The sequence below is a fragment of the Pseudomonas sp. NPDC087690 genome, assembly GCF_044743175.1.
Lineage (GTDB): Bacteria > Pseudomonadota > Gammaproteobacteria > Pseudomonadales > Pseudomonadaceae > Aquipseudomonas.
The window spans coordinates 1-21,488 of sequence record NZ_JBIUVX010000057.1 but is presented as its reverse complement, the minus strand read 5'-3'; the positions used below and the strand labels follow the sequence as shown (position 1 = coordinate 21,488).

The 21,488-nt window shown below is 58.8% G+C and carries 18 protein-coding genes; 9 read left to right on the top strand and 9 right to left on the bottom strand.

All coding sequences use genetic code 11. The features are described from left to right. The first annotated feature begins 257 nt into the window (after positions 1–257). Entirely contained in the window at positions 258–2,150 is a 1,893-nt protein-coding gene (gene mrdA, locus ACIPIZ_RS27590) for a penicillin-binding protein 2 (RefSeq protein ID WP_150648546.1), read from the top strand. 57 nt (positions 2,151–2,207) lie between these two features. On the opposite strand, the gene ACIPIZ_RS27585 is transcribed toward mrdA, so the two are convergent. The 4 genes from ACIPIZ_RS27585 to ACIPIZ_RS27570 all read right to left on the bottom strand — a co-directional run bounded on the left by ACIPIZ_RS27585 (position 2,208) and on the right by ACIPIZ_RS27570 (position 4,038). Beyond that, complete coding sequence (locus tag ACIPIZ_RS27585; RefSeq protein ID WP_105705175.1) at positions 2,208–2,879, bottom strand: hypothetical protein; 672 nt, start codon at positions 2,877–2,879, stop codon at positions 2,208–2,210. Between the two features lie 82 nt (positions 2,880–2,961). Then, complete coding sequence (locus ACIPIZ_RS27580; RefSeq protein WP_263597554.1) at positions 2,962–3,162, bottom strand: helix-turn-helix transcriptional regulator; 201 nt, start codon at positions 3,160–3,162, stop codon at positions 2,962–2,964. Positions 3,163–3,290: 128 nt separating this feature from the next. Next, positions 3,291–3,695 (bottom strand): lysozyme inhibitor LprI family protein, encoded by a 405-nt coding sequence (locus tag ACIPIZ_RS27575; protein ID WP_401168586.1) that lies wholly within the window; start codon positions 3,693–3,695, stop codon positions 3,291–3,293. Positions 3,696–3,747: 52 nt separating this feature from the next. Beyond that, positions 3,748–4,038, bottom strand: coding sequence for a hypothetical protein (locus ACIPIZ_RS27570; RefSeq protein ID WP_064392843.1), 291 nt, complete (start codon positions 4,036–4,038; stop codon positions 3,748–3,750). A 143-nt stretch (positions 4,039–4,181) separates the two neighbouring features. Between ACIPIZ_RS27570 and ACIPIZ_RS27565 the strand changes: the two genes are divergently transcribed. After that, positions 4,182–4,670 (top strand): SRPBCC family protein, encoded by a 489-nt coding sequence (locus ACIPIZ_RS27565; RefSeq protein WP_016983720.1) that lies wholly within the window; start codon positions 4,182–4,184, stop codon positions 4,668–4,670. A gap of 1 nt (position 4,671) precedes the next feature. Continuing rightward, a complete protein-coding gene (locus tag ACIPIZ_RS27560; RefSeq protein WP_401168589.1) occupies positions 4,672–5,472 on the top strand; it encodes an aminoglycoside phosphotransferase family protein in 801 nt (266 codons plus the stop codon). A 347-nt stretch (positions 5,473–5,819) separates the two neighbouring features. On the opposite strand, the gene acnA is transcribed toward ACIPIZ_RS27560, so the two are convergent. After that, entirely contained in the window at positions 5,820–8,561 is a 2,742-nt protein-coding gene (acnA, locus tag ACIPIZ_RS27555) for an aconitate hydratase AcnA (protein WP_150648548.1), read from the bottom strand. A 222-nt stretch (positions 8,562–8,783) separates the two neighbouring features. On the opposite strand from acnA, the gene rlmM reads away from it, so the two are divergent. Together rlmM and tusA are read left to right on the top strand one after the other, a co-directional pair. Continuing rightward, positions 8,784–9,857, top strand: coding sequence for a 23S rRNA (cytidine(2498)-2'-O)-methyltransferase RlmM (rlmM, locus tag ACIPIZ_RS27550; RefSeq protein WP_064392841.1), 1,074 nt, complete (start codon positions 8,784–8,786; stop codon positions 9,855–9,857). A 166-nt stretch (positions 9,858–10,023) separates the two neighbouring features. After that, positions 10,024–10,275 carry a sulfurtransferase TusA gene (gene tusA, locus ACIPIZ_RS27545; RefSeq protein WP_007910424.1) on the top strand — a complete coding sequence of 84 codons (252 nt, stop codon included), beginning with the start codon at positions 10,024–10,026 and terminating at the stop codon, positions 10,273–10,275. A 139-nt stretch (positions 10,276–10,414) separates the two neighbouring features. Here the strand turns inward: tusA and ACIPIZ_RS27540 are convergent, their stop codons facing one another. Continuing rightward, a complete protein-coding gene (locus tag ACIPIZ_RS27540; protein WP_064392840.1) occupies positions 10,415–11,824 on the bottom strand; it encodes an MATE family efflux transporter in 1,410 nt (469 codons plus the stop codon). Positions 11,825–12,036: 212 nt separating this feature from the next. On the opposite strand from ACIPIZ_RS27540, the gene pdxB reads away from it, so the two are divergent. Further along, positions 12,037–13,179 (top strand): 4-phosphoerythronate dehydrogenase PdxB, encoded by a 1,143-nt coding sequence (pdxB, locus tag ACIPIZ_RS27535; RefSeq protein WP_064392839.1) that lies wholly within the window; start codon positions 12,037–12,039, stop codon positions 13,177–13,179. 160 nt (positions 13,180–13,339) lie between these two features. On the opposite strand, the gene ACIPIZ_RS27530 is transcribed toward pdxB, so the two are convergent. Continuing rightward, complete coding sequence (locus ACIPIZ_RS27530; protein WP_064117840.1) at positions 13,340–13,519, bottom strand: PA1571 family protein; 180 nt, start codon at positions 13,517–13,519, stop codon at positions 13,340–13,342. Positions 13,520–13,774: 255 nt separating this feature from the next. On the opposite strand from ACIPIZ_RS27530, the gene ACIPIZ_RS27525 reads away from it, so the two are divergent. Further along, positions 13,775–15,559 (top strand): ABC transporter transmembrane domain-containing protein, encoded by a 1,785-nt coding sequence (locus ACIPIZ_RS27525; RefSeq protein WP_064392838.1) that lies wholly within the window; start codon positions 13,775–13,777, stop codon positions 15,557–15,559. A gap of 153 nt (positions 15,560–15,712) precedes the next feature. Here ACIPIZ_RS27525 and ACIPIZ_RS27520 read toward each other — a convergent pair whose 3' ends face one another. Continuing rightward, a complete protein-coding gene (locus tag ACIPIZ_RS27520) occupies positions 15,713–17,641 on the bottom strand; it encodes a transglycosylase SLT domain-containing protein (protein WP_401168580.1) in 1,929 nt (642 codons plus the stop codon). 214 nt (positions 17,642–17,855) lie between these two features. Here ACIPIZ_RS27520 and ACIPIZ_RS27515 point away from each other — a divergent pair, with 214 nt between their 5' ends. Next, positions 17,856–19,778: an ATP-binding cassette domain-containing protein gene (locus tag ACIPIZ_RS27515; protein WP_122660487.1), complete on the top strand. Its 1,923-nt coding sequence runs from the start codon at positions 17,856–17,858 to the stop codon at positions 19,776–19,778. Positions 19,779–19,952: 174 nt separating this feature from the next. On the opposite strand, the gene ACIPIZ_RS27510 is transcribed toward ACIPIZ_RS27515, so the two are convergent. Beyond that, positions 19,953–20,390: a universal stress protein gene (locus ACIPIZ_RS27510; protein WP_401168577.1), complete on the bottom strand. Its 438-nt coding sequence runs from the start codon at positions 20,388–20,390 to the stop codon at positions 19,953–19,955. Between the two features lie 103 nt (positions 20,391–20,493). On the opposite strand from ACIPIZ_RS27510, the gene ACIPIZ_RS27505 reads away from it, so the two are divergent. Then, entirely contained in the window at positions 20,494–20,931 is a 438-nt protein-coding gene (locus tag ACIPIZ_RS27505) for a hypothetical protein (RefSeq protein ID WP_064392835.1), read from the top strand. The last annotated feature ends 557 nt before the right edge of the window (positions 20,932–21,488 follow it).

Here is a 21,488-nt window from a genome sequence, read left to right as displayed (position 1 = left end):
TTTCCCCATGTGAGAGTAGGTCATCGTCAAGATTAAATTCCGAAACCCCAATTGCGAAAGCAGTTGGGGTTTTGTTTTGCCCGCGAAAAAGTTTTTGAACGCTTTCCATGACTATCCCAACCGTCGCACGAGCAGTCATAGGGGGAAATCGTAATGAAGTGACCGGGCTGTTTTTGGTATGGTGCAGCTCGTTTTTTAACGGACTGATGTCATGCCCACGGATCGGCACTCATTTATGTCAAAGAGTTGCTGTAGAAATGCCTGAACCAATTCCGATCAAGGATCACGAAAAAGAAACGCGTCTGGTCAACAAGCGATTGATCGCCTGCGCCTTGTTCGTCTTCGCCGTCAGCTGTGCCCTGGTGGTGCGGCTGTATATCCTGCAAGTGGTGGAATTCGACTACCACTCGACCATCTCCGAAAACAACCGTGTTCATGTCCTGCCGATTCCGCCAACACGTGGTCTGATCTACGACCGCAATGGCGTGTTGTTGGCTGATAACCGTCCCAGTTACAACTTGACCTTCACCCGTGAACGAGCGACTGACGTCAACAATGAGCTGGACGAGGTTATCAATCTCCTGCATTTACCTGCAGAAGACCGTACAGTCTTCGATAAGGCGATGAAGCAGTCTCGCCATCCGTTCACGCCGGTAACGCTGTTTTACGAGCTGACGGAAGAGCAGATTGCCGTCCTCGCGGTCAACGAGTTCCGCTTGCCGGGTTTCGATGTCGAACCCCAATTCGTGCGCCACTATCCGCTTGGAGCACATTTCGCTCACTCGATCGGCTACGTTGGCCGGATTAACGAAAAAGAATCCAAAAGCCTCGACTCGGTTGAATACCGCGGCACGCAATCCATCGGTAAAACCGGTATCGAACGTTTCTATGAGGCGCAACTGCACGGTCACGTCGGTTACGAGGAGGTCGAGACCAACGCCCAAGGTCGCGTATTGCGCGTGCTCAAACACACCGATCCGGTACCCGGCAAGAACATCGTCCTGAGCCTCGACGTCAAACTGCAGGAAGCGGCGGAGGCAGCACTCGGTGATCGTCGCGGCTCGGTAGTCGCGCTCGATCCGTCTACAGGCGAAGTGTTGGCGATGGTCAGCAACCCGAGTTTTGATCCGAACCTGTTTGTCACCGGTATCAGCTCCAAGGAATACTCGGCACTGCGAGATTCGATCGACCGTCCGCTGTTCAACCGCGTACTGCGCGGGCTCTACGCGCCGGGCTCGACGATCAAGCCAGAGGTGGCCATCGCGGGCCTCGACGCCGGTGTCGTGACGCCGCAGACCCGCGTTTTCGACCCCGGTTACTACCAGCTCCCGGACTTCGATCACAAGTACCGCAACTGGAACCACAGCGGCGATGGCTGGGTGGATATGGACGCGGCGATCATGCGTTCCAATGACACCTATTTCTACGACCTCGCGCATAAGCTAGGCATCGATCGCCTGCACGATTACATGGCGATGTTCGGCCTCGGCGAGAAAGTCTCGCTGGACATGTTTGAAGAGTCGCCCGGTCTGATGCCATCGCAAGCCTGGAAGCGCGCGACTCGCCGGCAAGCCTGGTTCCCGGGCGAAACGGTCATCCTCGGCATTGGTCAGGGCTACATGCAGGTCACGCCACTGCAACTGGCTCAGGCCACGGCATTGATCGCCAACAAAGGTGTGTGGAACCGGCCGCACCTGGCCAAAACCGTCGATGGCGTTGCCCCGGTCGATGAGCATCCGATGCCGAACATCCTGCTCAAGGATCCGCGAGACTGGGAGCAGGTCAATCACGGCATGCAGATGGTGATGCACGATGCCCGAGGCATCGCTCGTGCGGCCGCGGCCGGTGCGCAATACCGCATCGCCGGTAAGAGTGGTACGGCGCAAGTGGTGGCCATCAAGCAGGGCGAGCGTTATAACCGCGAGAAAACCCTCGAGCGCCACCGCGATAACGCCTTGTTCGTTGGCTTCGCGCCGGCCGAGCATCCGAAGATCGCCATTTCGGTGATGATCGAAAACGGCGAGGCCGGTGGTCGTGTCGCCGGCCCTGTGGTGCGGCAGATCATGGACGCCTGGCTACTTGATCAGGACGGCCATCTCAAGCCGCAATATGCGGCGCCGTCCAAGGCGCCTGGAGACCCGCACGTCTAACGGTTCGCAGCCCCGGCTCATGCTGGAGAGCCGAGGCTGTTAGTTGCCCTGCAAAGTCTACTTGCAGCGGTAGCCTTCGGGCATCGTGACGGTATAGTTGCGCTGCACACGGTCCTCGAAGTTCAGGTTCTGCAAGCCTTGCTCCACCAGAAAGTCTTCGACCTTGGTTGCCTGGCAGTCTTCGTTATAGGACGAAGCGCGGAGCAGGTAGACCGGACGTTTGCTGACTTCATCCCGGGCAGTTGCTATGAACGTACTGAGCGTGGTGTAACCGGTGCGCTCCGAGGTACCTATCGGGCCATAGGTTGTGTTTGGTGTACTCGTGCAATTGAGTCGATCGTCTTTTTTCTTGCTGTTCTTGCACACGGTAGAGGTGCTGGTCGGCACCTGCCCGTAATCGGTAGCGGTATAGCGGTAGGTCACTTGTCGGCTACCAATGTCGAGGCTGATGGTCATTTTTATCGGCGCGTGGTTCTTCGGCAGACTGACATCGGTGTAAACCTGCTGGTAGCCCATGTCTTTCAGTGCATTCACCATGTCGCGCAGATAGTAGCGGGCGTTAAGCGCGTTTTCGTCGCTGCCGCCGGCAGACGTCACGAGCACGGTCGCCTTTCGGTCAAAATGATAATCCGGATCAGGTGTCGCATTCAGCGCTACGTCCATTTGTGTGGCGCAGCCGCTGATCACCGCTGTCAGTGAAAACAGCGCGCAGAATAAAAAGCGGGTCATGAAAAAGCAGCCTTGTACTAAGGATTGAATAAGAGTTAAACGATGGAGACTGGCGACAATTAATTGCGCTGGTGCGCAAGGATCAGTCTTTCTGGAATTCCAGCAGATCACTTGGCTGGCAATCGAGTGCTGCACAGAGTTTGTCCAGAGTGGCCATCTTCACGCCCTGACCTTGCCATTCATTCAGTAATGACAAGTTGGCCGCGGTGATGCCCAGCAGACTGGCTAGCTCTTTCGAGCGAATTTTTTGCGTGGCCATGACAACGTCAAGGCGGACGATAATTTTATTCCGGTAATTTGTGGCGGCTGTTCTGACGCCTTCGCGAGCAAGCCCGCTCCCACATGTTGAAATGCATTCCAATGTGGGAGCGGGCTTGCTCGCGAAGAGGCCCTTAAAAATCGCCGCAAAACTCAGGCCCCCGGCACCGGGCAACTCATGCCACCTTCCTCACACTTCAAATACTCCTTCAGCGCCTCAACCCGCACTTTTGTTACCCCAGTCAGGCAATTGCTGTAAATCAACGGATAAACACTCCCGCCCGTCACTCCTGATGCTGAAAACTTGCACTCCGCATCACGAAACCCGACCCACGCCCGCTGTGCACTGACCAACAGTTTTTTGCCATCAGGGTTGTCCTTCAACCGCTCGGTAATCTGCTGATAAACCGCATTCAACTCTTTATCCGCCGCTTTGAAATCCTGCCCGGCGCACTGGTTCATCGTCGCCTGATCGCTGGCGTTGGCGCAGTCGACGGCGGCGTGGGCGAGGGAGGGGAATAGTAATGGCGTCAGGGCCAGCAACAGGCGTGGGGACATTTTGTGATCTCACTCTTGGTATCAGGATTGCCATGCATTGTAGCGATCAGGTTCAACTACCGCTGTAACCGCGCAGGCGCATGCAGTCATTGGTCAGGTCGATCTGTTTCTCAGCCACCACAATGCCATCACCCACCCCGGCACCGACTGCCGCTGACATGCTTTTGTCCGACGGTGCGCTGCTGTAACTGGCGGTTGCCGATTTGGCCTGATATTGGCACTCGGCTTTATCGTGATCGATGGTCGCCTGGGTCGCACCGGGTTTGCTCCAGTGATCGACAGATGTCACGCAAGCAGACAGCGTCAGCAGGGCTGTCCACAGAAAGAGGTGCGTCAGCCGCATGTGGGGTTTTCCTGTACCCGATGAATTGACCCTTGAGTCTAGACGCAACTCCGTGTGGCACCCGTGACCAAATAGCTCCTTGATACAACTTCACATTGGACATGTGGTCATACAAGCCTAGTGTTCAGAACAGGAGGTGACGTATGAAACCAGTACCCAATAGTTTCGAACGCAAAATCACGCTCAAAGCGACGCGTTCTCATGTCTGGCGTGCATTGGTCGATGCCGAGGCGTTTGGCCAGTGGTTTGGTGTGGCGCTGGAGGGCAGGCGGTTCATTGCCGGTGAATGGACACAAGGGCAGGTCACGTATCCGGGTTATGAACATGTGTTGTGGAATGTGCTGATCGAGCGGGTCGAGCCGCAGCAGTTGTTTTCGTTTCGCTGGCATCCGTATGCGGTGAATCCGAAGATCGACTATTCCCAAGAGCCGACCACGCTGGTCAAGTTCGAGTTGCAGGATTACGAGGACGGCACACTGCTCAAGGTTTCCGAGTCGGGTTTTGCGCATATCCCCGATGTGCGCCAGAAAGAGGCGTATTTCATGGACAGTCGTGGCTGGGAGGAGCAGTTGAGCCGGCTCGAACAATTTCTCGCCGAAAGTGCCAAGGCTCGCGAGCGCGACGGTGGCTGATATTTTCGAACCCTGGCTGACGCGGTGGTCTTTAGTGACGGACGGCGCGCCGATCATCACGCCCGGCAGCCGACTGTTGCCGGTACGCCTTGGCGCCACGCCAGCCATGCTTAAAGTGGCAATGGATAATGACGAAAAGCATGGCAACCGGTTGATGACCTGGTGGGACGGTGACGGTGCTGCGCAAGTCTTGGCGCGTCATGAAGATGGCCTGCTGATGGAGCGTGCCATGGGCCGGCGCTCGCTGATGCACATGGCAATGCATGGCGAGGACGACGAGGCGAGCCGGATTCTGTGTTCGGCGCTGGCGCGATTGCATGCACCCCGTCCGATGCGACCGCCGCCGCTGGTCGAACTGGGGCCATGGTTCGCTTCGTTGCGAATCGCTGCTGTCCAACATGGCGGCCTCTACGACCTGAGCCTGCAAACCGCCGAAGCCTTGTTCGCCGCTCCACAGGACGTGGTGGTGCTGCACGGCGACATGCATCACGACAATGTTCTGGATTTCGAATCGCGTGGCTGGTTGGCGATTGATCCGAAGCGGGTCAGGGGCGAACGCGGCTTTGACTACGCCAACCTGATTTGCAACCCGGATCTGCCGACGGCCACCGATCCCCAGCGCTTTCGCCGGCAACTGGAGGTAATTGCCGAGGCTGCCGGGCTTGATCGTCGAAGGCTGCTGCAATGGGTGCTGGCGTTTGCCGGGTTGTCGGCAGCGTGGTTTCTGGAGGATGACGCATTGGAGCAGGCCTCGGGGCAGCTGAAAGTCGCGCAGATCGCGGCGTCCATGCTCGATGCCTGACACGTCTAGGGGTTTTCGGAAGGGCTGCTATGGCGAATGTCTTACACGCGCTGGTAGCTTTTACGACTATTGCCGTTTGGATCCACTGCGTAACCTACACACATCAACTGAGACACAGGGAGTGTTTCAGGATCACGGATGATCGACCATATGCAAGGATCGCTGCCGACAGGGAGTCGATAATGGTCTTGGGAAAAACCCGCTTCGGCGGGTTTTTTTTCGCCCCCAGAAAAGCACAATCCCCCTGCAGGAACTGCCGCAGGCTGCGATCTTTTGATCTTGTTTTTTTAAACCAAGATCTGGATCAAAAGATCGCAGCCTGCGGCAGCTCCTATATGGGTCATGCGTTACGAGGCGATCAACTGGCGCAGGACGTAATGCAAAATCCCGCCTGACTTGAAGTACTCCACCTCATTCAATGTATCGATCCGGCACAGCACATCGATTTTCTCCTGGCCCCCGTCCTCACGGGTGATCACCAGCGGCAGATTCATCCGCGGTGTCAGCTCGACGCCGGTCAGGCCCTGGATCTCAAAGGTCTCCTTGCCCGTCAGTTTGAGACTCTTGCGGTTCTGATCGAGCTTGAACTGCAATGGCAGCACGCCCATGCCCACCAGGTTGGAGCGGTGGATTCGCTCGAAGCTTTCGGCGATCACCGCTTTCACCCCGAGTAGATTGGTGCCCTTGGCCGCCCAGTCACGACTGGAACCGGTGCCGTATTCTTGGCCGGCAATCACCACCAGTGGCGTGCCCGAGGCCTGATACTTCATCGCCGCATCGTAGATCGCCAGTTTCTCACCGGTAGGAATGTAGATCGTATTGCCACCTTCCTCGCCGCCGAGCATTTCATTGCGGATACGGATGTTGGCGAAGGTGCCGCGCATCATCACTTCATGGTTGCCACGGCGTGAGCCGTAGGAGTTGAAGTCCCGCGGCTCGACACCTTTTTCACGCAGATAACGCCCGGCCGGGCTGTCGGCCTTGATGTTACCGGCAGGGGAGATGTGGTCGGTCGTCACCGAGTCACCCAGCAGGGCCAATACCCGCGCACCTTTGACGTCCTTGATTGCCGGCAGCGGGCCGGAAATATCGTCAAAGAATGGTGGATGCTGAATGTAGGTCGAATCGTCCTGCCACACGTATGTCGCCGCTTGCGGCACCTCGATTGCCTGCCACTGTTCATCGCCAGCAAACACTTCGGCGTATTCCTTGTGGAACATTGCCGTGTTGACCTGACTGACCGCATCGGCGATCTCTTTGCTCGAGGGCCAGATATCGCGCAGATACACCGGATTGCCCTGTTTGTCCTCGCCCAGCGGTTCGCTGCTGATATCGCTGCGCACGCTGCCAGCCAAGGCATACGCGACTACCAGCGGTGGCGAGGCCAGCCAGTTGGTTTTCACCAACGGGTGGACGCGGCCCTCGAAGTTACGGTTGCCGGAGAGTACCGACGCGACGGTGAGATCGGCTTTCTGGATGGCCTTCTCGATTGGTTCGGGCAGCGGTCCCGAGTTGCCGATGCAAGTGGTGCAGCCATAGCCGACCAGTGAAAAACCGAGCTGGTCGAGGTATTGCGTCAATCCCGCAGCCATGTAGTAATCGGTAACCACTTTCGACCCCGGTGCCAGCGAACTCTTCACCCACGGCTTACGCGTCAGGCCTTTCTCAACGGCTTTTTTCGCCAGCAGGCCAGCAGCCATCATCACGCTCGGGTTGGAGGTGTTGGTGCATGAAGTGATCGCAGCAATGACCACCGCGCCGTTTTTCAGGCGATAGGTGTGGCCTTCGTATTCGTAATCGGTTTCACCGACCAGATCGGCGTTGCCCACTGCCACGCCGCCACCGCCCTCGCTTTCCAGGCGGCCTTCTTCCTTGCTGGTGGGTTTGAATTGCAGATCGATGAAATCGCTGAAGGCTTGCGGTACGTTCGGCAGCGAGACGCGATCCTGCGGACGTTTCGGCCCGGCCAGACTCGCTTCGACGCTGCCCATGTCCAGCGCCAGGCTGTCGGTGAATACCGGTTCCTGAGCGGGCAGACGCCACAGGCCTTGAGCCTTGGTGTACGCCTCGACCAGTTTCACCACTTCTGGCGGGCGCCCGGACAGACGCAGGTATTCCAGTGTCACGTCGTCGACCGGGAAGAAACCGCACGTCGCGCCGTATTCCGGGGCCATGTTGGCGATGGTTGCGCGGTCAGCCAGTGGCAGGTCGGCGAGGCCGTCACCGTAGAACTCGACAAATTTGCCCACCACACCTTTCTTGCGCAGCATCTGCGTGACGGTCAGTACCAGGTCGGTGGCGGTGATGCCTTCCTTGAGTTTGCCGGTGAGTTTGAAACCGATCACCTCGGGAATCAGCATCGACACCGGTTGCCCGAGCATCGCCGCTTCCGCCTCGATCCCGCCAACGCCCCAGCCGAGCACGCCGAGGCCGTTGATCATGGTGGTGTGGGAATCGGTGCCGACCAGCGTGTCGGGGAATGCGTAAGTACGGCCGTCTTCATCCTTGGTCCACACCGTGCGGCCGAGGTATTCAAGGTTGACCTGATGGCAGATGCCAGTTCCCGGCGGCACCACGCTGAAGTTGTCGAAAGCGCTCTGGCCCCAACGCAGGAACGCATAACGTTCGCCGTTGCGCTGCATTTCAATGTCGACGTTCTGCTCGAAAGCGCTCGGCGTGGCGAATTTGTCGACCATCACCGAGTGGTCGATCACCAGATCCACCGGTGACAGCGGGTTGATTCGCTGCGGATCGCCACCGGCCTTGGCCATCGCTGCACGCATGGCGGCAAGGTCGACCACGGCGGGAACGCCGGTAAAGTCTTGCATCAATACCCGGGCCGGGCGGTATTGAATCTCGCGGTCGGAGCGGCGCTCCTTGAGCCACGCGGCAATCGCCTTGAGGTCAGCGCCGGTGACAGTTTTTTCATCTTCCCAGCGCAGCAGGTTTTCCAGCAGGACTTTCAGCGACATTGGCAGCTTGTCGAGATCGCCCAGGCTTTTGGCGGCGTCCGGCAAACTGAAGTAATGGTAGGTCTTGTCGTCGATTTGCAGTGTTTTAAGGGTCTTCAGACTATCGAGGGACGGCATTACGATCACTCCTTTGAATCCGCACGGCTACGGATTGAGGGGACGGGCAGAGCTATCAACGTAGCCCTGTTTTCATTAGCTGGCTAATAACTGGACTCTATGGGCAAGTCCAAGGTTCCGACATCGGCTATCATGCGCCGGTTTTCGTGACAGGCTTTGCTGCAACGCAAGGTCTGGACATCGCGCAGGGGCCGAATGATCGCCCGCTGCCCAGGAGTAAGAATGAACACCCTATTCATGCATTGCCGGCCAGGCTTCGAAGGCGAAGTCTGTTCGGAGATTTCCGACCTCGCCGCCCAACTCAACGTGGCTGGCTACGCCAAAGCCAAAGCGGCCACCGCGTGCGCCGAGTTTGTCTGCACCGAAGAAGACGGCGCCGAGCGCCTGATGCGCGGTCAGCGTTTTGCCGAACTGATCTTCCCGCGCCAATGGGCGCGCGGCGTCTTCATCGATCTGCCGGAAACCGACCGCATCAGCGTGATCCTCGCGCACATGGCCGAGTTCCCGGTGTGCGGCAGCCTGTGGCTGGAGGTCGTCGACACCAATGACGGCAAGGAACTGTCGAACTTCTGCAAGAAATTCGAAGGCCCGCTGCGCAAGGCACTGACCGCCGCCGGCAAACTGGTGGAGGACGCGAACAAGCCGCGTCTGCTGCTGACCTTCAAGAGCGGTCGCGAAGTGTTTCTGGGTATGGCCGATGCCGGCAACTCAGCGATGTGGCCGATGGGCATTCCGCGCCTGAAGTTCCCCCGTGAAGCGCCGAGCCGTTCGACGCTGAAGCTGGAAGAAGCGTGGCACCACTTCATCCCGCGTGATCAGTGGGAAGATCGCCTGCACAGCGACATGACCGGCGTCGACCTTGGCGCCGCACCGGGCGGCTGGACCTGGCAACTGGTCAACCGCGGCATGCTGGTGACCGCCATCGACAACGGCCCGATGGCTGAAAGCCTGATGGACACCGGTCTGGTGCAGCATTTGATGGCCGACGGTTTCACCTTCAAGCCCAAGCAACCGGTGGACTGGATGGTCTGCGACATCGTCGAGAAGCCGGCGCGCAACGCGGCGATGCTCGAAGAGTGGATCGGCGAGGGCCATTGCCGCGAGGCGGTGGTCAATCTGAAGTTGCCGATGAAGCAGCGGTATGCCGAAGTGAAGCGTTTGCTTGAGCGCATCGCCGATGGCTTCAAAGCGCGCGGGATCAAGGTCGATATCGGCTGCAAGCAGCTGTATCACGACCGCGAGGAAGTGACCTGCCACTTGCGCCGTCACGACATCAAAAAAACTAAATCCCGCTAAAACACCGCAATACCCTTTGTAGGAGCTGCCGAAGGCTGCGATCTCTTGATCTTAAAAAGCAAAGATCGCAGCCTTTGGCAGCTCCTGCACAGGGTGTGGATTAAAGCTATAGATGACCGAACACCCGGCAGTGCGCGACAATGCCGGCCAGTTTCAGGAGTGAATCATGAGTGAAATGATCGATACCCCGGTCGACGGCACCCTCGACGCCACCGGCCTCAATTGCCCGGAACCGGTGATGATGCTGCACCAACACATCCGTGATCTGGTACCCGGCGGCCTGCTCAAGGTGATCGCCACCGACCCGTCGACCAAACGCGACATCCCCAAGTTTTGCGTGTTTCTCGACCATGAGTTGGTGAGCCAGCACGAAGAAGCAGGTACTTACCTGTATTGGATTCGCAAGAAACACGCCTGAGCCCCCAAGGCGAACGCAAAACCAAATGTGGGAGCGAGCCTGCTCGCGAAAGCGGTATCTCAGTCACTATTGATGGCGACTGATACACCGCATTCGCGAGCAGGCTCGCTCCCACATTTTTTTGTCTTGTGTAAGGAATTTAACCCGCCGAACGACTGATCCGGATACGTTTGCGCGCGCTGCGCGTCAGACGGATCGACAGCATCAACGCCGCACAGCTCAGGCCAACGATCAGACCCTGCCACAAACCGCTCGGGCCGCGTGGTTCACCGAGCCAATCGGTCAGACCGAGGGCGTAGCCCACTGGCAAACCAATGCCCCAATAGGCGAACAGGGTCAGGATCATCGTCACCCGCGTGTCCTGATAACCGCGCAGCGCGCCGGCAGCGGTGACCTGGATCGCGTCGGAAAACTGGAACAGCGCCGAATACACGATCAGCATCGCCGCAATGTGAATCACCGTCGGGTCAGCGGTGTAGATCGCCGCAATCGGTTCGCGCAGCAACAGCATCATGCTCGCCGACAGGCAGGCGTAGGCCAGCGCGGTGCCCATACCGACGCCAGCGGCAAAGCGTGCCTCGCGTGGTTCTTCGCGGCCCAGCGCCTGACCGACGCGCACGGTAACGGCCATGCCCAGCGAATACGGAATCATGAACACCAGTGAGCTGACGTTCAGCGCAATCTGGTGCCCGGCGACCACGGTGGCACCGAGGCTGCCGATCAACAGCGCAATCACCGCGAAAATGCTCGACTCGGCAAACACCGCGATACCGATCGGCAGACCAATTGCCAGCAGTCGTTTGATCACCGCCCATTGTGGCCAGTCGAAACGGCTGAAAATTTCGCTGGAACGGTAGGCCGGCGCCCAGCGCTCATACCCGGCCAGCCCCAATGCCATCACCCACATCACAATCGCCGTGGCCCAGCCGCAACCAACACCGCCCATCGCTGGGACGCCGAAGTGGCCATAAATGAAGATGTAGTTCAGCGGAATGTTCAGTGCCAGGCCGCACAGACCCAACACCATGGCCGGGCGGGTACGGCCAATGCCGTCACTGGTGCAGCGCAGGACATGATAGAACGCCACGGCCGGCAGACCGCTGGCGATGCCGTGCAGGTATTGCATGCACGGGCCGATCAGCTCCGGGTCGACCTTCATCAAGTGCAACACCGGCTCGGCGGCCACCAGCATCGCCGTCGCGATCAGCCCGACCACCAGCGCCAGCCACAGCGCCTGACGCACGAGCGGGCCGATTTCGCTGTGGCTGCCAGCGCCAAAACGCTGGGCGACTTTCGGCGTGGTTGCCAGCAACGTTCCGGTCATCAGCAGAAACACCGGCACCCAGATCGAGTTGCCCAACGCCACTGCCGCCAGATCTTTTGGCCCGACACGGCCTGCCATCACTGCATCGACGAAGCCCATGGCCGTGGTCGCCAGTTGCGCGATGATGATCGGCAGCGCCAACGCGAGCAGGTTCTTGAACTCCAGGCGAATCCGCGCTGGGCGGGTGAGGGAGGTGGCGACAGGTTGGTCAGTTACGGAATTCACAGGCAAAGCGTCCACAGAGGTTGATGCGCAAGGCGCCGCATTCTACGCCGCTGACGCCTTGGTCAGGAAAAATCCTCTGTTGCGCATTTGTAACCTCTAGGAGCTGCCGCAGGCTGCGATCTTTTGACGTTGTTTTTTTAGATCAGCAGCAAAAGATCGCAGCCTGCGGCAGCTCCTGCCGTTAAACTGGTTATCCGCCCAAGGAGCCCGCCATGCTGATTGTTGCCGACGAAAATATCCCGCTGCTCGACGCTTTTTTTGCCGGTTTCGGCGAGATTCGCCGCGTGCCTGGCCGCTCGATTGACCGTGCCTCGGTCGAACAGGCGGATGTGTTGCTGGTGCGTTCGGTAACCAACGTCAATCGTGCGCTGCTTGAGGGCAGCAAGGTGCGTTTTGTCGGCACCTGCACCATTGGCACCGATCACCTGGATCTGGATTACTTCAACGAGGCGGGCATCGTCTGGTCGAGCGCACCCGGTTGCAACGCCCGCGGCGTGGTCGATTACGTGCTGGGCAGTTTGATGACGCTGGCTGAAATCGAAGGCGTCGATCTGACGCGACGCACCTACGGCGTTATCGGCGCCGGTGAAGTGGGCGGTCGACTGATCCAGGTCTTGAAGGGCCTGGGCTGGAATGTGAAAGTCTGCGATCCGCCGCGTCAGGCTGCCGAGGGCGGTGATTACGTCAGCCTTGAAGAGGTGATCGAACAGTGCGATGTGATCAGTCTGCACACACCGCTGACCCGTAGCGGTGATGGCGCGACCTGGCATCTGTTTGATCAGCAACGTTTACAGCAACTCAAACCGGGCGCCTGGCTGATCAACGCGGCCCGTGGTCCGGTGGTGGATAACGTGGCCCTGCGCGAAGTGTTGTTGGAGCGTGAAGACCTGCAGGCCGTTCTGGATGTCTGGGAGGCCGAACCCGAAGTCGATGTGGCCCTGGCCGAACTCTGTGTACTGGCCACACCGCACATCGCCGGTTACAGCCTCGATGGCAAACAGCGCGGCACGGCGCAGATCTATCAGGCGTACTGTGAATTTATCGGTCAGCCCGCGAGCATCCAGCTCAGTGACCTGCTACCGGCACCGTGGTTGTCGGAAGTTTCCCTGCACGCCGAGAGCGATCCGGCCTGGGCGCTTGCGATGTTGTGCCGTGGCGTGTACGACCCGCGCCGCGATGATGCGGATTTTCGCCGCAGCCTTGTAGGTAATGTCGGCGAGCAGCGTGCGGCGTTTGATGTGTTGCGCAAGCAGTATCCGGTGCGGCGCGAGATTGAAGGGCTGAAGGTGCGGATTGAGGGGCATTCGCCGGCGTTGGCGAAGATCGTGGCGGCGCTGGGGGCGGTGGCCGTCTAGAAACCGGGTCGGCCCTTTCGCGAGCAGGCTCGCTCCCACAGGAGATCTTCAGAGGTCCATGTGGGAGCGAGCCTGCTCGCGAAGGCCGCGCCACAAATACCTGATCTGCAGACAGAAAAAACCCGGCCAAAGGGGCCGGGTCAGGAAGACGGTGGCTATATCACTCTTGTTCGGCAGGCTTGACCAATCGCTTCTCCAGTTCGCGGCAGGCGTCCTGGATCATGTCTTCAGTGATCGGTACTTCGCGCCCATCCTTATCGATAATCGAGCAACCCAGAGTCTGGCCGGGTTTGGTGCGGATCACTTCAATCTTGTCATCGCTGCTGTGTTGCAAGGACATGGCCTGTCTCCTCATCAGGTTGTACGCCTAAGTTAAAACCGCCACGTGACCGGGCTGTGACAACTCCCTGCGGTCTGTCGATGGTGGCAACTCCACTCCAACAGAAATGACCGCTCGTCTCAACCCGGCCATTAGACCAATAGCAACTATGGCCTAGTCTTTGGGGGCATATTTAACCTGACTCATTGTGATTTACAGAGTTCCGCCCCAAGAAGGTTTAGGCTAGCCCTTTCATCAACACGGATGTGTACCTGAATGACCCCGAAGCTTTCTTCCAGGCACCGGCGCGCCCTGCGTCTGACCAGCCGATTTCTGGCCCCTTACCGCTGGCAGGTCATCGGTGCGCTGCTGGCGTTGATCGTCACTGCTGCCGTCACGTTGTCGATGGGGCAGGGGATCAAATTGTTGGTCGACCGCGGCTTCATGACCCAGTCGCCGCATCAGCTCAACCAGAGCATCGGCATCTTCATGTTGATGGTGCTGGGCCTGGCGGTCGGCACGTTCGCGCGGTTTTACTGGGTTTCGTGGATCGGCGAGCGTTGCGTGGCCGATATTCGCCGCGAGGTGTTCAACCATCTGGTTTATCTGCACCCCGGCTTCTATGAGAACAACCGCAGTTCGGAGATCCAGTCGCGGCTGACCGCCGACACGACACTCCTGCAATCGGTGATCGGCTCATCGCTGTCGATGTTCCTGCGCAACCTGCTGATGGTTATCGGCGGTGTCATTCTGTTGTTCGTGACCAACGCGAAACTCACCAGCATCGTGGTGATTGCCTTACCGTTCGTGGTTGCGCCGATCCTGATTTTCGGCCGACGCGTGCGCAATCTGTCGCGTTTGAGCCAGGACCGCGTTGCTGATATCGGCAGCTATGTGTCGGAAACCCTTGGCCAGATCAAAACCGTGCAGGCCTACAACCACCAGGTCCAGGATGAGCGCCGTTTTGCGACAACGGTCGAGGACGCTTTCGACACGGCGCGCAAACGCATCTTCCAGCGCTCGTGGATGATCACCATGGTGATCGTGCTGGTGCTCGGCGCGGTGGCGGTGATGTTGTGGGTCGGCGGCATGGACGTGATCGCCGGACGCATCACCGGTGGCGAACTGGCGGCGTTTGTCTTTTACAGCCTGATTGTCGGCAGTGCCATTGGCACCTTGAGCGAGGTGATTGGCGAACTGCAGCGAGCAGCAGGGGCCGCTGAGCGCATCGCGGAACTGCTCGGTTCGGAAAACATCATCCAGCCACCCACCACCGGGCTGGTGACCTTGCCGCAGCGCGTGCGAGGCGAGCTGCAATTGCAGGACGTGCGCTTTTCCTACCCCTCGCGTCCTGAAAGCTACGCGGTCAATGGCTTGAATCTGACCATTCGGGCTGGTGAGACACTGGCACTGGTCGGGCCGTCTGGCGCCGGTAAGTCCACGGTATATGACTTGCTGTTGCGTTTTTACGACCCGCTGGAGGGGCAGATCCTCATTGATGGTGTGCCGTTGACCCGTCTTGATCCGCTGGATTTGCGCCGCCATTTCGCTTTGGTGTCACAGTCGCCGGCGCTGTTTTTCGGCAGCGTTGAAGAGAATATTCGTTACGGTAACCCCGGGGCGACGCTGGCGCAGGTCAAGGAAGCCGCAAAGATTGCTCACGCCCACGATTTTATCGAAAACATGCCCAACGGTTACCAGACCCATCTCGGCGATGGTGGTCTCGGTCTTTCCGGTGGTCAGCGTCAGCGTCTGGCGATTGCCCGGGCGTTGCTGGTCGACGCACCGATCCTGCTGCTGGACGAAGCCACCAGCGCCCTCGATGCACAGAGCGAACACCTGATTCAGGAAGCTCTGCCGAGTCTGATGCAGAATCGCACTACCCTGGTGATCGCGCATCGACTGGCCACGGTGAAAAACGCTGACCGGATTGCGGTGATGGATCAGGGCAAACTTGTGGCCATTGGTACTCATCAGGAGTTGATTGCCAGCAATCCGCTGTATGCACGGTTGGCGGCGTTGCAGTTCAATGATGGAAAAGTCACGGCTGATCAACTCTGATGGGTATTGCTGGCATCGGGGGATGATCGGTCTATAGGCACCTGTAGGAGCTGCCGCAGGCTGCGATCTTTTGATCTAAAAATGCCCGCATGAAAATGCGGGCATTTTTATAAGCAGGATCAAAAGATCGCAGCCTGCGGCAGCTCCTACAGGTCATTGATCATCGAAGTAGCGTTCGTGCCAATCCACCAGCGGCTGTGGCGAGTTGAGTTTCTGGCCGTAGATCACCGAGTACGACAGTACGTTCTGCACGTACTGGCGGGTTTCGTCGAACGGGATACTTTCCACCCAGACGTCGAAACTCAGGTGATCGGCGCCACGCAGCCATTGGCGTACGCGACCGGGGCCTGCGTTGTAGGCAGCGGAGGCGAGGACGCGGTTGCCGTTGAACTGGCTGTGCACCTGGCTCAGGTAGGCGGCGCCGAGCTGGATGTTTTTGTCCGGATCGAGCACTTGCTGCGGCGAGGCCAGCGGGATGCTGAACTTGCGCGCGGTTTCCTTGGCGGTGCCGGGCATCAGTTGCATCAGGCCGCTGGCGCCGACGCCGGAGCGCGCGTCGTCCATGAAGGCGCTTTCCTGGCGGGTGATGGCAAACACCCAGCTCGAGTGCAGGCCGCGTACCTTGGCTTCACGCACGAGGGTGTCGCGGTGGGCCATCGGGAAACGAATATCCAGATCGTCCCAGTACTGTGCCTGACTGATGGTGCGGATCGCCGGGAAGTACCATTTCAGGTCATAAGCGAGTTTTGCCTGGGCAACCATCTCATCGCGGTTGAAATGGCGGCTGACGTGATACCACTCGCGGCGACCGTCGACGATCTGCCCGCGAGCATGGAATTCCAGCGCACGGCGGACGCCCGGGGTGTTGCGCACCTTGTTGATCAGCGCCTGGCTGAGCATCAATGGCTTGTTGTTGAGCGAGTACGGCGATTGCGAGCGGTCAGCGGCGAGGAAACCGTAGAAATCACGCTCGCGCGCGAGGTTTTTGTACAGGGTTTGCGCCTCGGGGTTCTGTGGCTGCGCCAGTTCCAGACTGCGCGCCTGCCAGTAGCGCCAGCGGTTGGTGGTGGCGAGGTCTTGCGGCAGACGCTTGGTCAGTTGATAGGCGTCGTCCCAGCGAGCCAGACGCAACAGCAGGCGCAGGCGCCATTCGGAAACCGTGTTGTCACGCAGCTCGGGGTCATACTTGGTCATCACGTCCAGCGCGCGACTGTCGAAACGCCGGGCCAGGGTCAGGCCGATTTCCCGAGCGATCGCGACTTTCTCATCGCGGGAGAAATGCATGCTGCTGGCGTATCCGTCCAGCATTGCCATGGCCTTGTCCGGATCCTGACGGGCGAGGCGGCGCAGGCCGAGGCTGACCACGTCGGACATCGGTTCGTCGGCCGGGGTAAAGCGCGATGGCTGATTGAGCAGCTCCGGTTTTTGCGCCACATCAACCAACAAGCGACCGCGCGGGGCGAGGGTGGTCAGACCGTTGACCAGGCTGTTTGCCAGCGGATAGTTGCGCGCCTGAGCAGCGAGCTTGGTGCGCTCCCAGCGCTTCTGTTCAGTCAGTTGGCCATCAGCGGCCCAAATGCCGAACAACGCGTCACACGCGGCGGGTTGCGATTTACCGGTCAGCCAGAGCTTTTCGGCATTGGCATAACCTTCGGCTTTCTTGTCGTGGGTGATCTGGTATTGCGCGTTGAGGCAGTCCAGTTCGGTGAAGTTGAGTTTCGGATCGTAGTATTTGACGAAGGTTGCCCAGTCGCCACGGTCGGCGAGCCAGCGCAACCAGCGCAACTTCATCCAGTTGGCCTGGGGCAGGTCACCGTGCTCGGCGAGGAATTTTTCGATCTCCGCGTTGCTTGCGCTTTTCAGGCGCGCGGTCAGTTCGTCGTAGGCCAGGTACGGTTCCAGCGGATAATCGGCCAGCGCCTGACTGTAACGGAAATACGGGCCAGTATCGCCTTTGGCCAGCGCACGCTTGGCTTCATCGTAATACTGGCGTTGGGTGGACAGGTCCACCGCCTGGGCGGATTGAACGGCAGCGGCGGTAAGTAGCAAACAGGACAAAACACTGAAAAGGCGACTGCGCATGAGACATCCGGGCAGAGAAATCATGACAAGTGCCGACACGAATCAGCACTGAATTATCTGTAGCTTAGCCTTTTGCCAGCAAGCGGCGAAAGCTTTGCCGGCCTCGCAGCACAAGTTCGCAACAATTGTTGTGCAGAGTGCTTCGACAGACAAATTGCCGGCCTGCTGAAGCCCTAACTCAGGTAGAATGCGCGCCCGGTTTTTGGAGAAGCTCATGACCCTGCTCAAATTCAGCGATGTGTCCCTTGCGTTCGGCGCTATGCCGTTGTTGGACAAGGTGTCCTGGCAGATCGCCCGTGGTGAGCGGGTGTGCATCATCGGCCGCAACGGCACTGGCAAGTCCAGCATGATGAAACTGGTCAAGGGCGACCAGAAGCCCGATGACGGCTCGGTGTGGCGTGCCCCCGGTCTGAAAATCGGCGAATTGCCGCAAGAATTGCCAGTGGCCGACGATCGGACGGTGTTCGACGTGGTCGCTGAAGGCCTTGATGGCGTGGGCGCGTTGCTCGCCGAGTACCATCACCTCGCGCAGAACTGCGTCACTGAAGAAGACCTGAACAAGCTGATGCACGTTCAGCAAGATCTCGAGGCCCGTGATGGCTGGCGTTTGCAGACTCTGGTCGAAAGCACCTTGAGCCGCTTGCAACTGCCGGCCGACAAGACCCTCGCCCAGTTGTCCGGCGGCTGGCGTCGGCGCGTGCTGCTGGCGCAGGCGCTGGTGTCCGAACCGGATCTGCTGCTGCTCGACGAACCGACCAACCACTTGGACATCGGTGCGATTGCCTGGCTCGAAGAAGCACTGAAAGATTTCCAGGGCGCCGTGCTGTTCATCACGCACGACCGTTCCTTCCTGCAAAACCTCGCGACGCGCATTCTCGAACTGGATCGCGGCGGCCTGATCGACTGGAACGGCGATTACGCCAGCTTCCTCGTGCACAAAGAAGCCGCGCTGGCCGCTGAAGAAACCGCCAACGCGCTGTTCGACAAGAAACTGGCCCAGGAAGAAGTCTGGATCCGCCAGGGCATCAAGGCCCGTCGCACCCGTAACGAAGGTCGCGTCCGCGCCCTGAAAGCGTTGCGCGTCGAGCGCAGCGAGCGTCGTGAGCGCACTGGCAAGGCCAACATTCAGCTGGACACTGCCGACAAGTCGGGCAAGCAGGTGATGGTGCTCGAGAACGTGAGTTTCGCTCACCCGGGCGGCCCGTTCCTGATCAAGGATTTCTCGATGGTCCTGACGCGCGGCGACCGGATTGGTCTGCTCGGCGCCAACGGTACCGGCAAGACCACCCTGCTGAAACTGATGCTCAGCGGTCTGCAACCGACCAGCGGCAAAGTGGAAGAGGGCACGCGCATCGACGTGGCGTACTTCGACCAGTTGCGTCATCAGCTGGATCTGGAAAAAACCGTAATCGACAACGTCGCTGAAGGTCGCGACTTCATCGATATCGACGGTCAGAGCCGCCACGTTCTCAGCTACCTCGGTGACTTCCTGTTCAGCCCGCAGCGTGCCCGCACGCCGGTCAAGGCGCTGTCGGGTGGTGAGCGTGCACGTCTGTTGCTGGCCAAACTGTTCAGCAAACCGGCGAATCTGCTGGTGCTCGACGAACCGACCAACGACCTCGACGTGGAAACGCTGGAACTGCTCGAAGAAGTGCTGCTGACCTTCAACGGTACCGTGCTGATGGTCAGCCACGACCGGGCATTCCTCGACAACGTGGTGACCAGCACGCTGGTCTTCGAAGGCGAAGGCAAGGTGCGTGAGTACGTCGGTGGTTATCAGGACTGGATCCGTCAGGGCGGCTCGCCGCGTCTGCTGGGCGTGACTGAAAGTAAGTCGGGCAAGGCTGATCTGAATTCGGCGGTGGTCACTGCCGAGCCAGCAGTCGTTGCAGCGCCTGCCGCCGCAGCCCCGGCCGCAAAGAAGAAGTTGAGCTACAAGCTGCAACGCGAGCTGGAAGCGTTGCCGGGCGATATCGACGCCAAGGAACAGCAGATCGCTGCCGTGGAAGCTGAAATGGCTGACGCAGGTTTCTATCAGCGTCCTGCAGCTGAAACGGCCAAAGTAATTGCTTCGCTGGAGCAGTTACAGGTTGAACTGGATGCGTTGGTGGAGCGTTGGGCCGAGCTGGATGCCTGATTGATCCTGATGTGAAAAAGCCCGGCGTTCAGTGATGAACGCCGGGCTTTTCATATGTAAACGCAGTTCCCTTGTAGGAGTGAGCCCGCTCGCGATGACGGTTTAGCATTCGACGAATTCGTCGACTGTCAGAACGCTATCGCGAGCAGGCTCACTCCTACATGGAACGGTGTTTCAACGTTTGACCAGGTGTACCGCCAATACGTCGCATGGCGCGCCGTGCAGAACGTCATTCGCGGTCGAGCCGAGCAACAGCGCCAGGCCATGTCGGCCATGGCTGCCGACCACGATCAGATCGCACGTTTGTTCCTTGGCGAAATGATGGATTTCCTGGCGTGGCTGGCCATAGGTCAGGTGGCAGTTGGCGCCCTCAAGCTCCGAGTATTTGGCTTTCAGACGCTCAAGACGCTCCTTTGCCTGATCGAACTGCTGTTGTTGCAGTTGTGACAGATCCATCGGCACGTCGCCGCCGAACGCCATGGCCATCGGCTCGACGATATGCACCAGCGACAGCTTGGCGCCATTGCTCACCGACAGCTCTCGGGCGCGGTGAATCACAGGGTCGCACTCTTCAGTCAGATCTACGGCGACCAGGATGTGGGTGTAGGGCATGAGGTGCTCCTCGTGACAGTTCAATATTGTTAAGTATGGCTGGTTTCAAGCGCATTGGTTCCAAAGTGACACAATGCGCTCACCAAGAATTGGGAATAGAGATATGACGGTCTGGTTAGTGGTGTCAATCCTGCTGGTGGTTTTAAGTCCGCTGGCGTGGTTGCGTCCATCGCGCGCGCAAAGCGGTCGAATCGCCCTGCGTATGGAGGCGCGGCGCATCGGCCTGGCCATGCAGCTGGCGCCTCAGGAATGGCCGCACTGGCTGGCGCAAGAGCCACCGAATCCTTGTGCGCAGTATCATCGGCCACGTCGGAGCAAGCAGCCTGTCTGCTGGACTTACTGGCAGAAATCGCCGGGTGTATGGGTCAATCAGTGGCAGGAAGTCTGCGAGGATCAAACGCTGCTCAATCATTTCGAAAAGTTGCCGGGCAATGTTTTCAAAGTCGAGGCGGACAAGCAGATGATCGCTCTGTATTGGGGCGAGAAGGGCGAAGCCACGGTTTTGCAGGATATCGACGCCACTCTGAAAGCGCTGGCATGACGCGCGGACTTTTCGCACTGCAACGGTGTGAAACGTCCGGCAGACGCGCAATAAAAAGCCCGACATGATTCATCGGGCGGGGTTGGCCAGGCAGGCCGGAAACTCTTTTCACGTTGACTCGGTCAGCGACATCTCCGTCTAGTCACTCCAGCGTAGCCCTTTAAACAATAGCTGCGGCGAATTAGGGCGACTTTTCTAACTATTGATTCTATGAATGACTTCACATGCAGATGCGTGTTGCGGGTCTTCGTCTTACAGAAATGACCGCAAAGTCGCTTTTCAACCCGTATTTTGGGCGATTGACAATTGTCGGAAATTCCGTGAAGGTGACGTACCCAAATCAAACGGGCGTATGAATTGAGCGTTTGTCTTACAGACTGCTCCTACAGAATCCCGACTATCGCGTTGGCGGGTGTGCCGGGTGGATTGGCGTTAGCATCGACGAAAAAGCGTCCTGCCGAGCCATTCGCCTGCGTCCGACGTGTACTGTTCAGCTTCCATATCGTGGAGATCAGTTGATGATTTACGAAGGTAAAGCCATCACGGTTAAAGCTCTT

Coding starts and splice junctions, on each gene's coding strand:
- mrdA (WP_150648546.1), top strand. CDS start 258: ATGCCTGAACCAATTCCGATCAAGGATCACGAAAAAGAAACGCGTCTG.
- ACIPIZ_RS27585 (WP_105705175.1), bottom strand. CDS start 2,879: ATGACCCGCTTTTTATTCTGCGCGCTGTTTTCACTGACAGCGGTGATC.
- ACIPIZ_RS27575 (WP_401168586.1), bottom strand. CDS start 3,695: ATGTCCCCACGCCTGTTGCTGGCCCTGACGCCATTACTATTCCCCTCC.
- ACIPIZ_RS27570 (WP_064392843.1), bottom strand. CDS start 4,038: ATGCGGCTGACGCACCTCTTTCTGTGGACAGCCCTGCTGACGCTGTCT.
- ACIPIZ_RS27565 (WP_016983720.1), top strand. CDS start 4,182: ATGAAACCAGTACCCAATAGTTTCGAACGCAAAATCACGCTCAAAGCG.
- acnA (WP_150648548.1), bottom strand. CDS start 8,561: ATGCCGTCCCTCGATAGTCTGAAGACCCTTAAAACACTGCAAATCGAC.
- rlmM (WP_064392841.1), top strand. CDS start 8,784: ATGAACACCCTATTCATGCATTGCCGGCCAGGCTTCGAAGGCGAAGTC.
- tusA (WP_007910424.1), top strand. CDS start 10,024: ATGAGTGAAATGATCGATACCCCGGTCGACGGCACCCTCGACGCCACC.
- pdxB (WP_064392839.1), top strand. CDS start 12,037: ATGCTGATTGTTGCCGACGAAAATATCCCGCTGCTCGACGCTTTTTTT.
- ACIPIZ_RS27530 (WP_064117840.1), bottom strand. CDS start 13,519: ATGTCCTTGCAACACAGCAGCGATGACAAGATTGAAGTGATCCGCACC.
- ACIPIZ_RS27525 (WP_064392838.1), top strand. CDS start 13,775: ATGACCCCGAAGCTTTCTTCCAGGCACCGGCGCGCCCTGCGTCTGACC.
- ACIPIZ_RS27520 (WP_401168580.1), bottom strand. CDS start 17,641: ATGCGCAGTCGCCTTTTCAGTGTTTTGTCCTGTTTGCTACTTACCGCC.
- ACIPIZ_RS27515 (WP_122660487.1), top strand. CDS start 17,856: ATGACCCTGCTCAAATTCAGCGATGTGTCCCTTGCGTTCGGCGCTATG.
- ACIPIZ_RS27510 (WP_401168577.1), bottom strand. CDS start 20,390: ATGCCCTACACCCACATCCTGGTCGCCGTAGATCTGACTGAAGAGTGC.
- ACIPIZ_RS27505 (WP_064392835.1), top strand. CDS start 20,494: ATGACGGTCTGGTTAGTGGTGTCAATCCTGCTGGTGGTTTTAAGTCCG.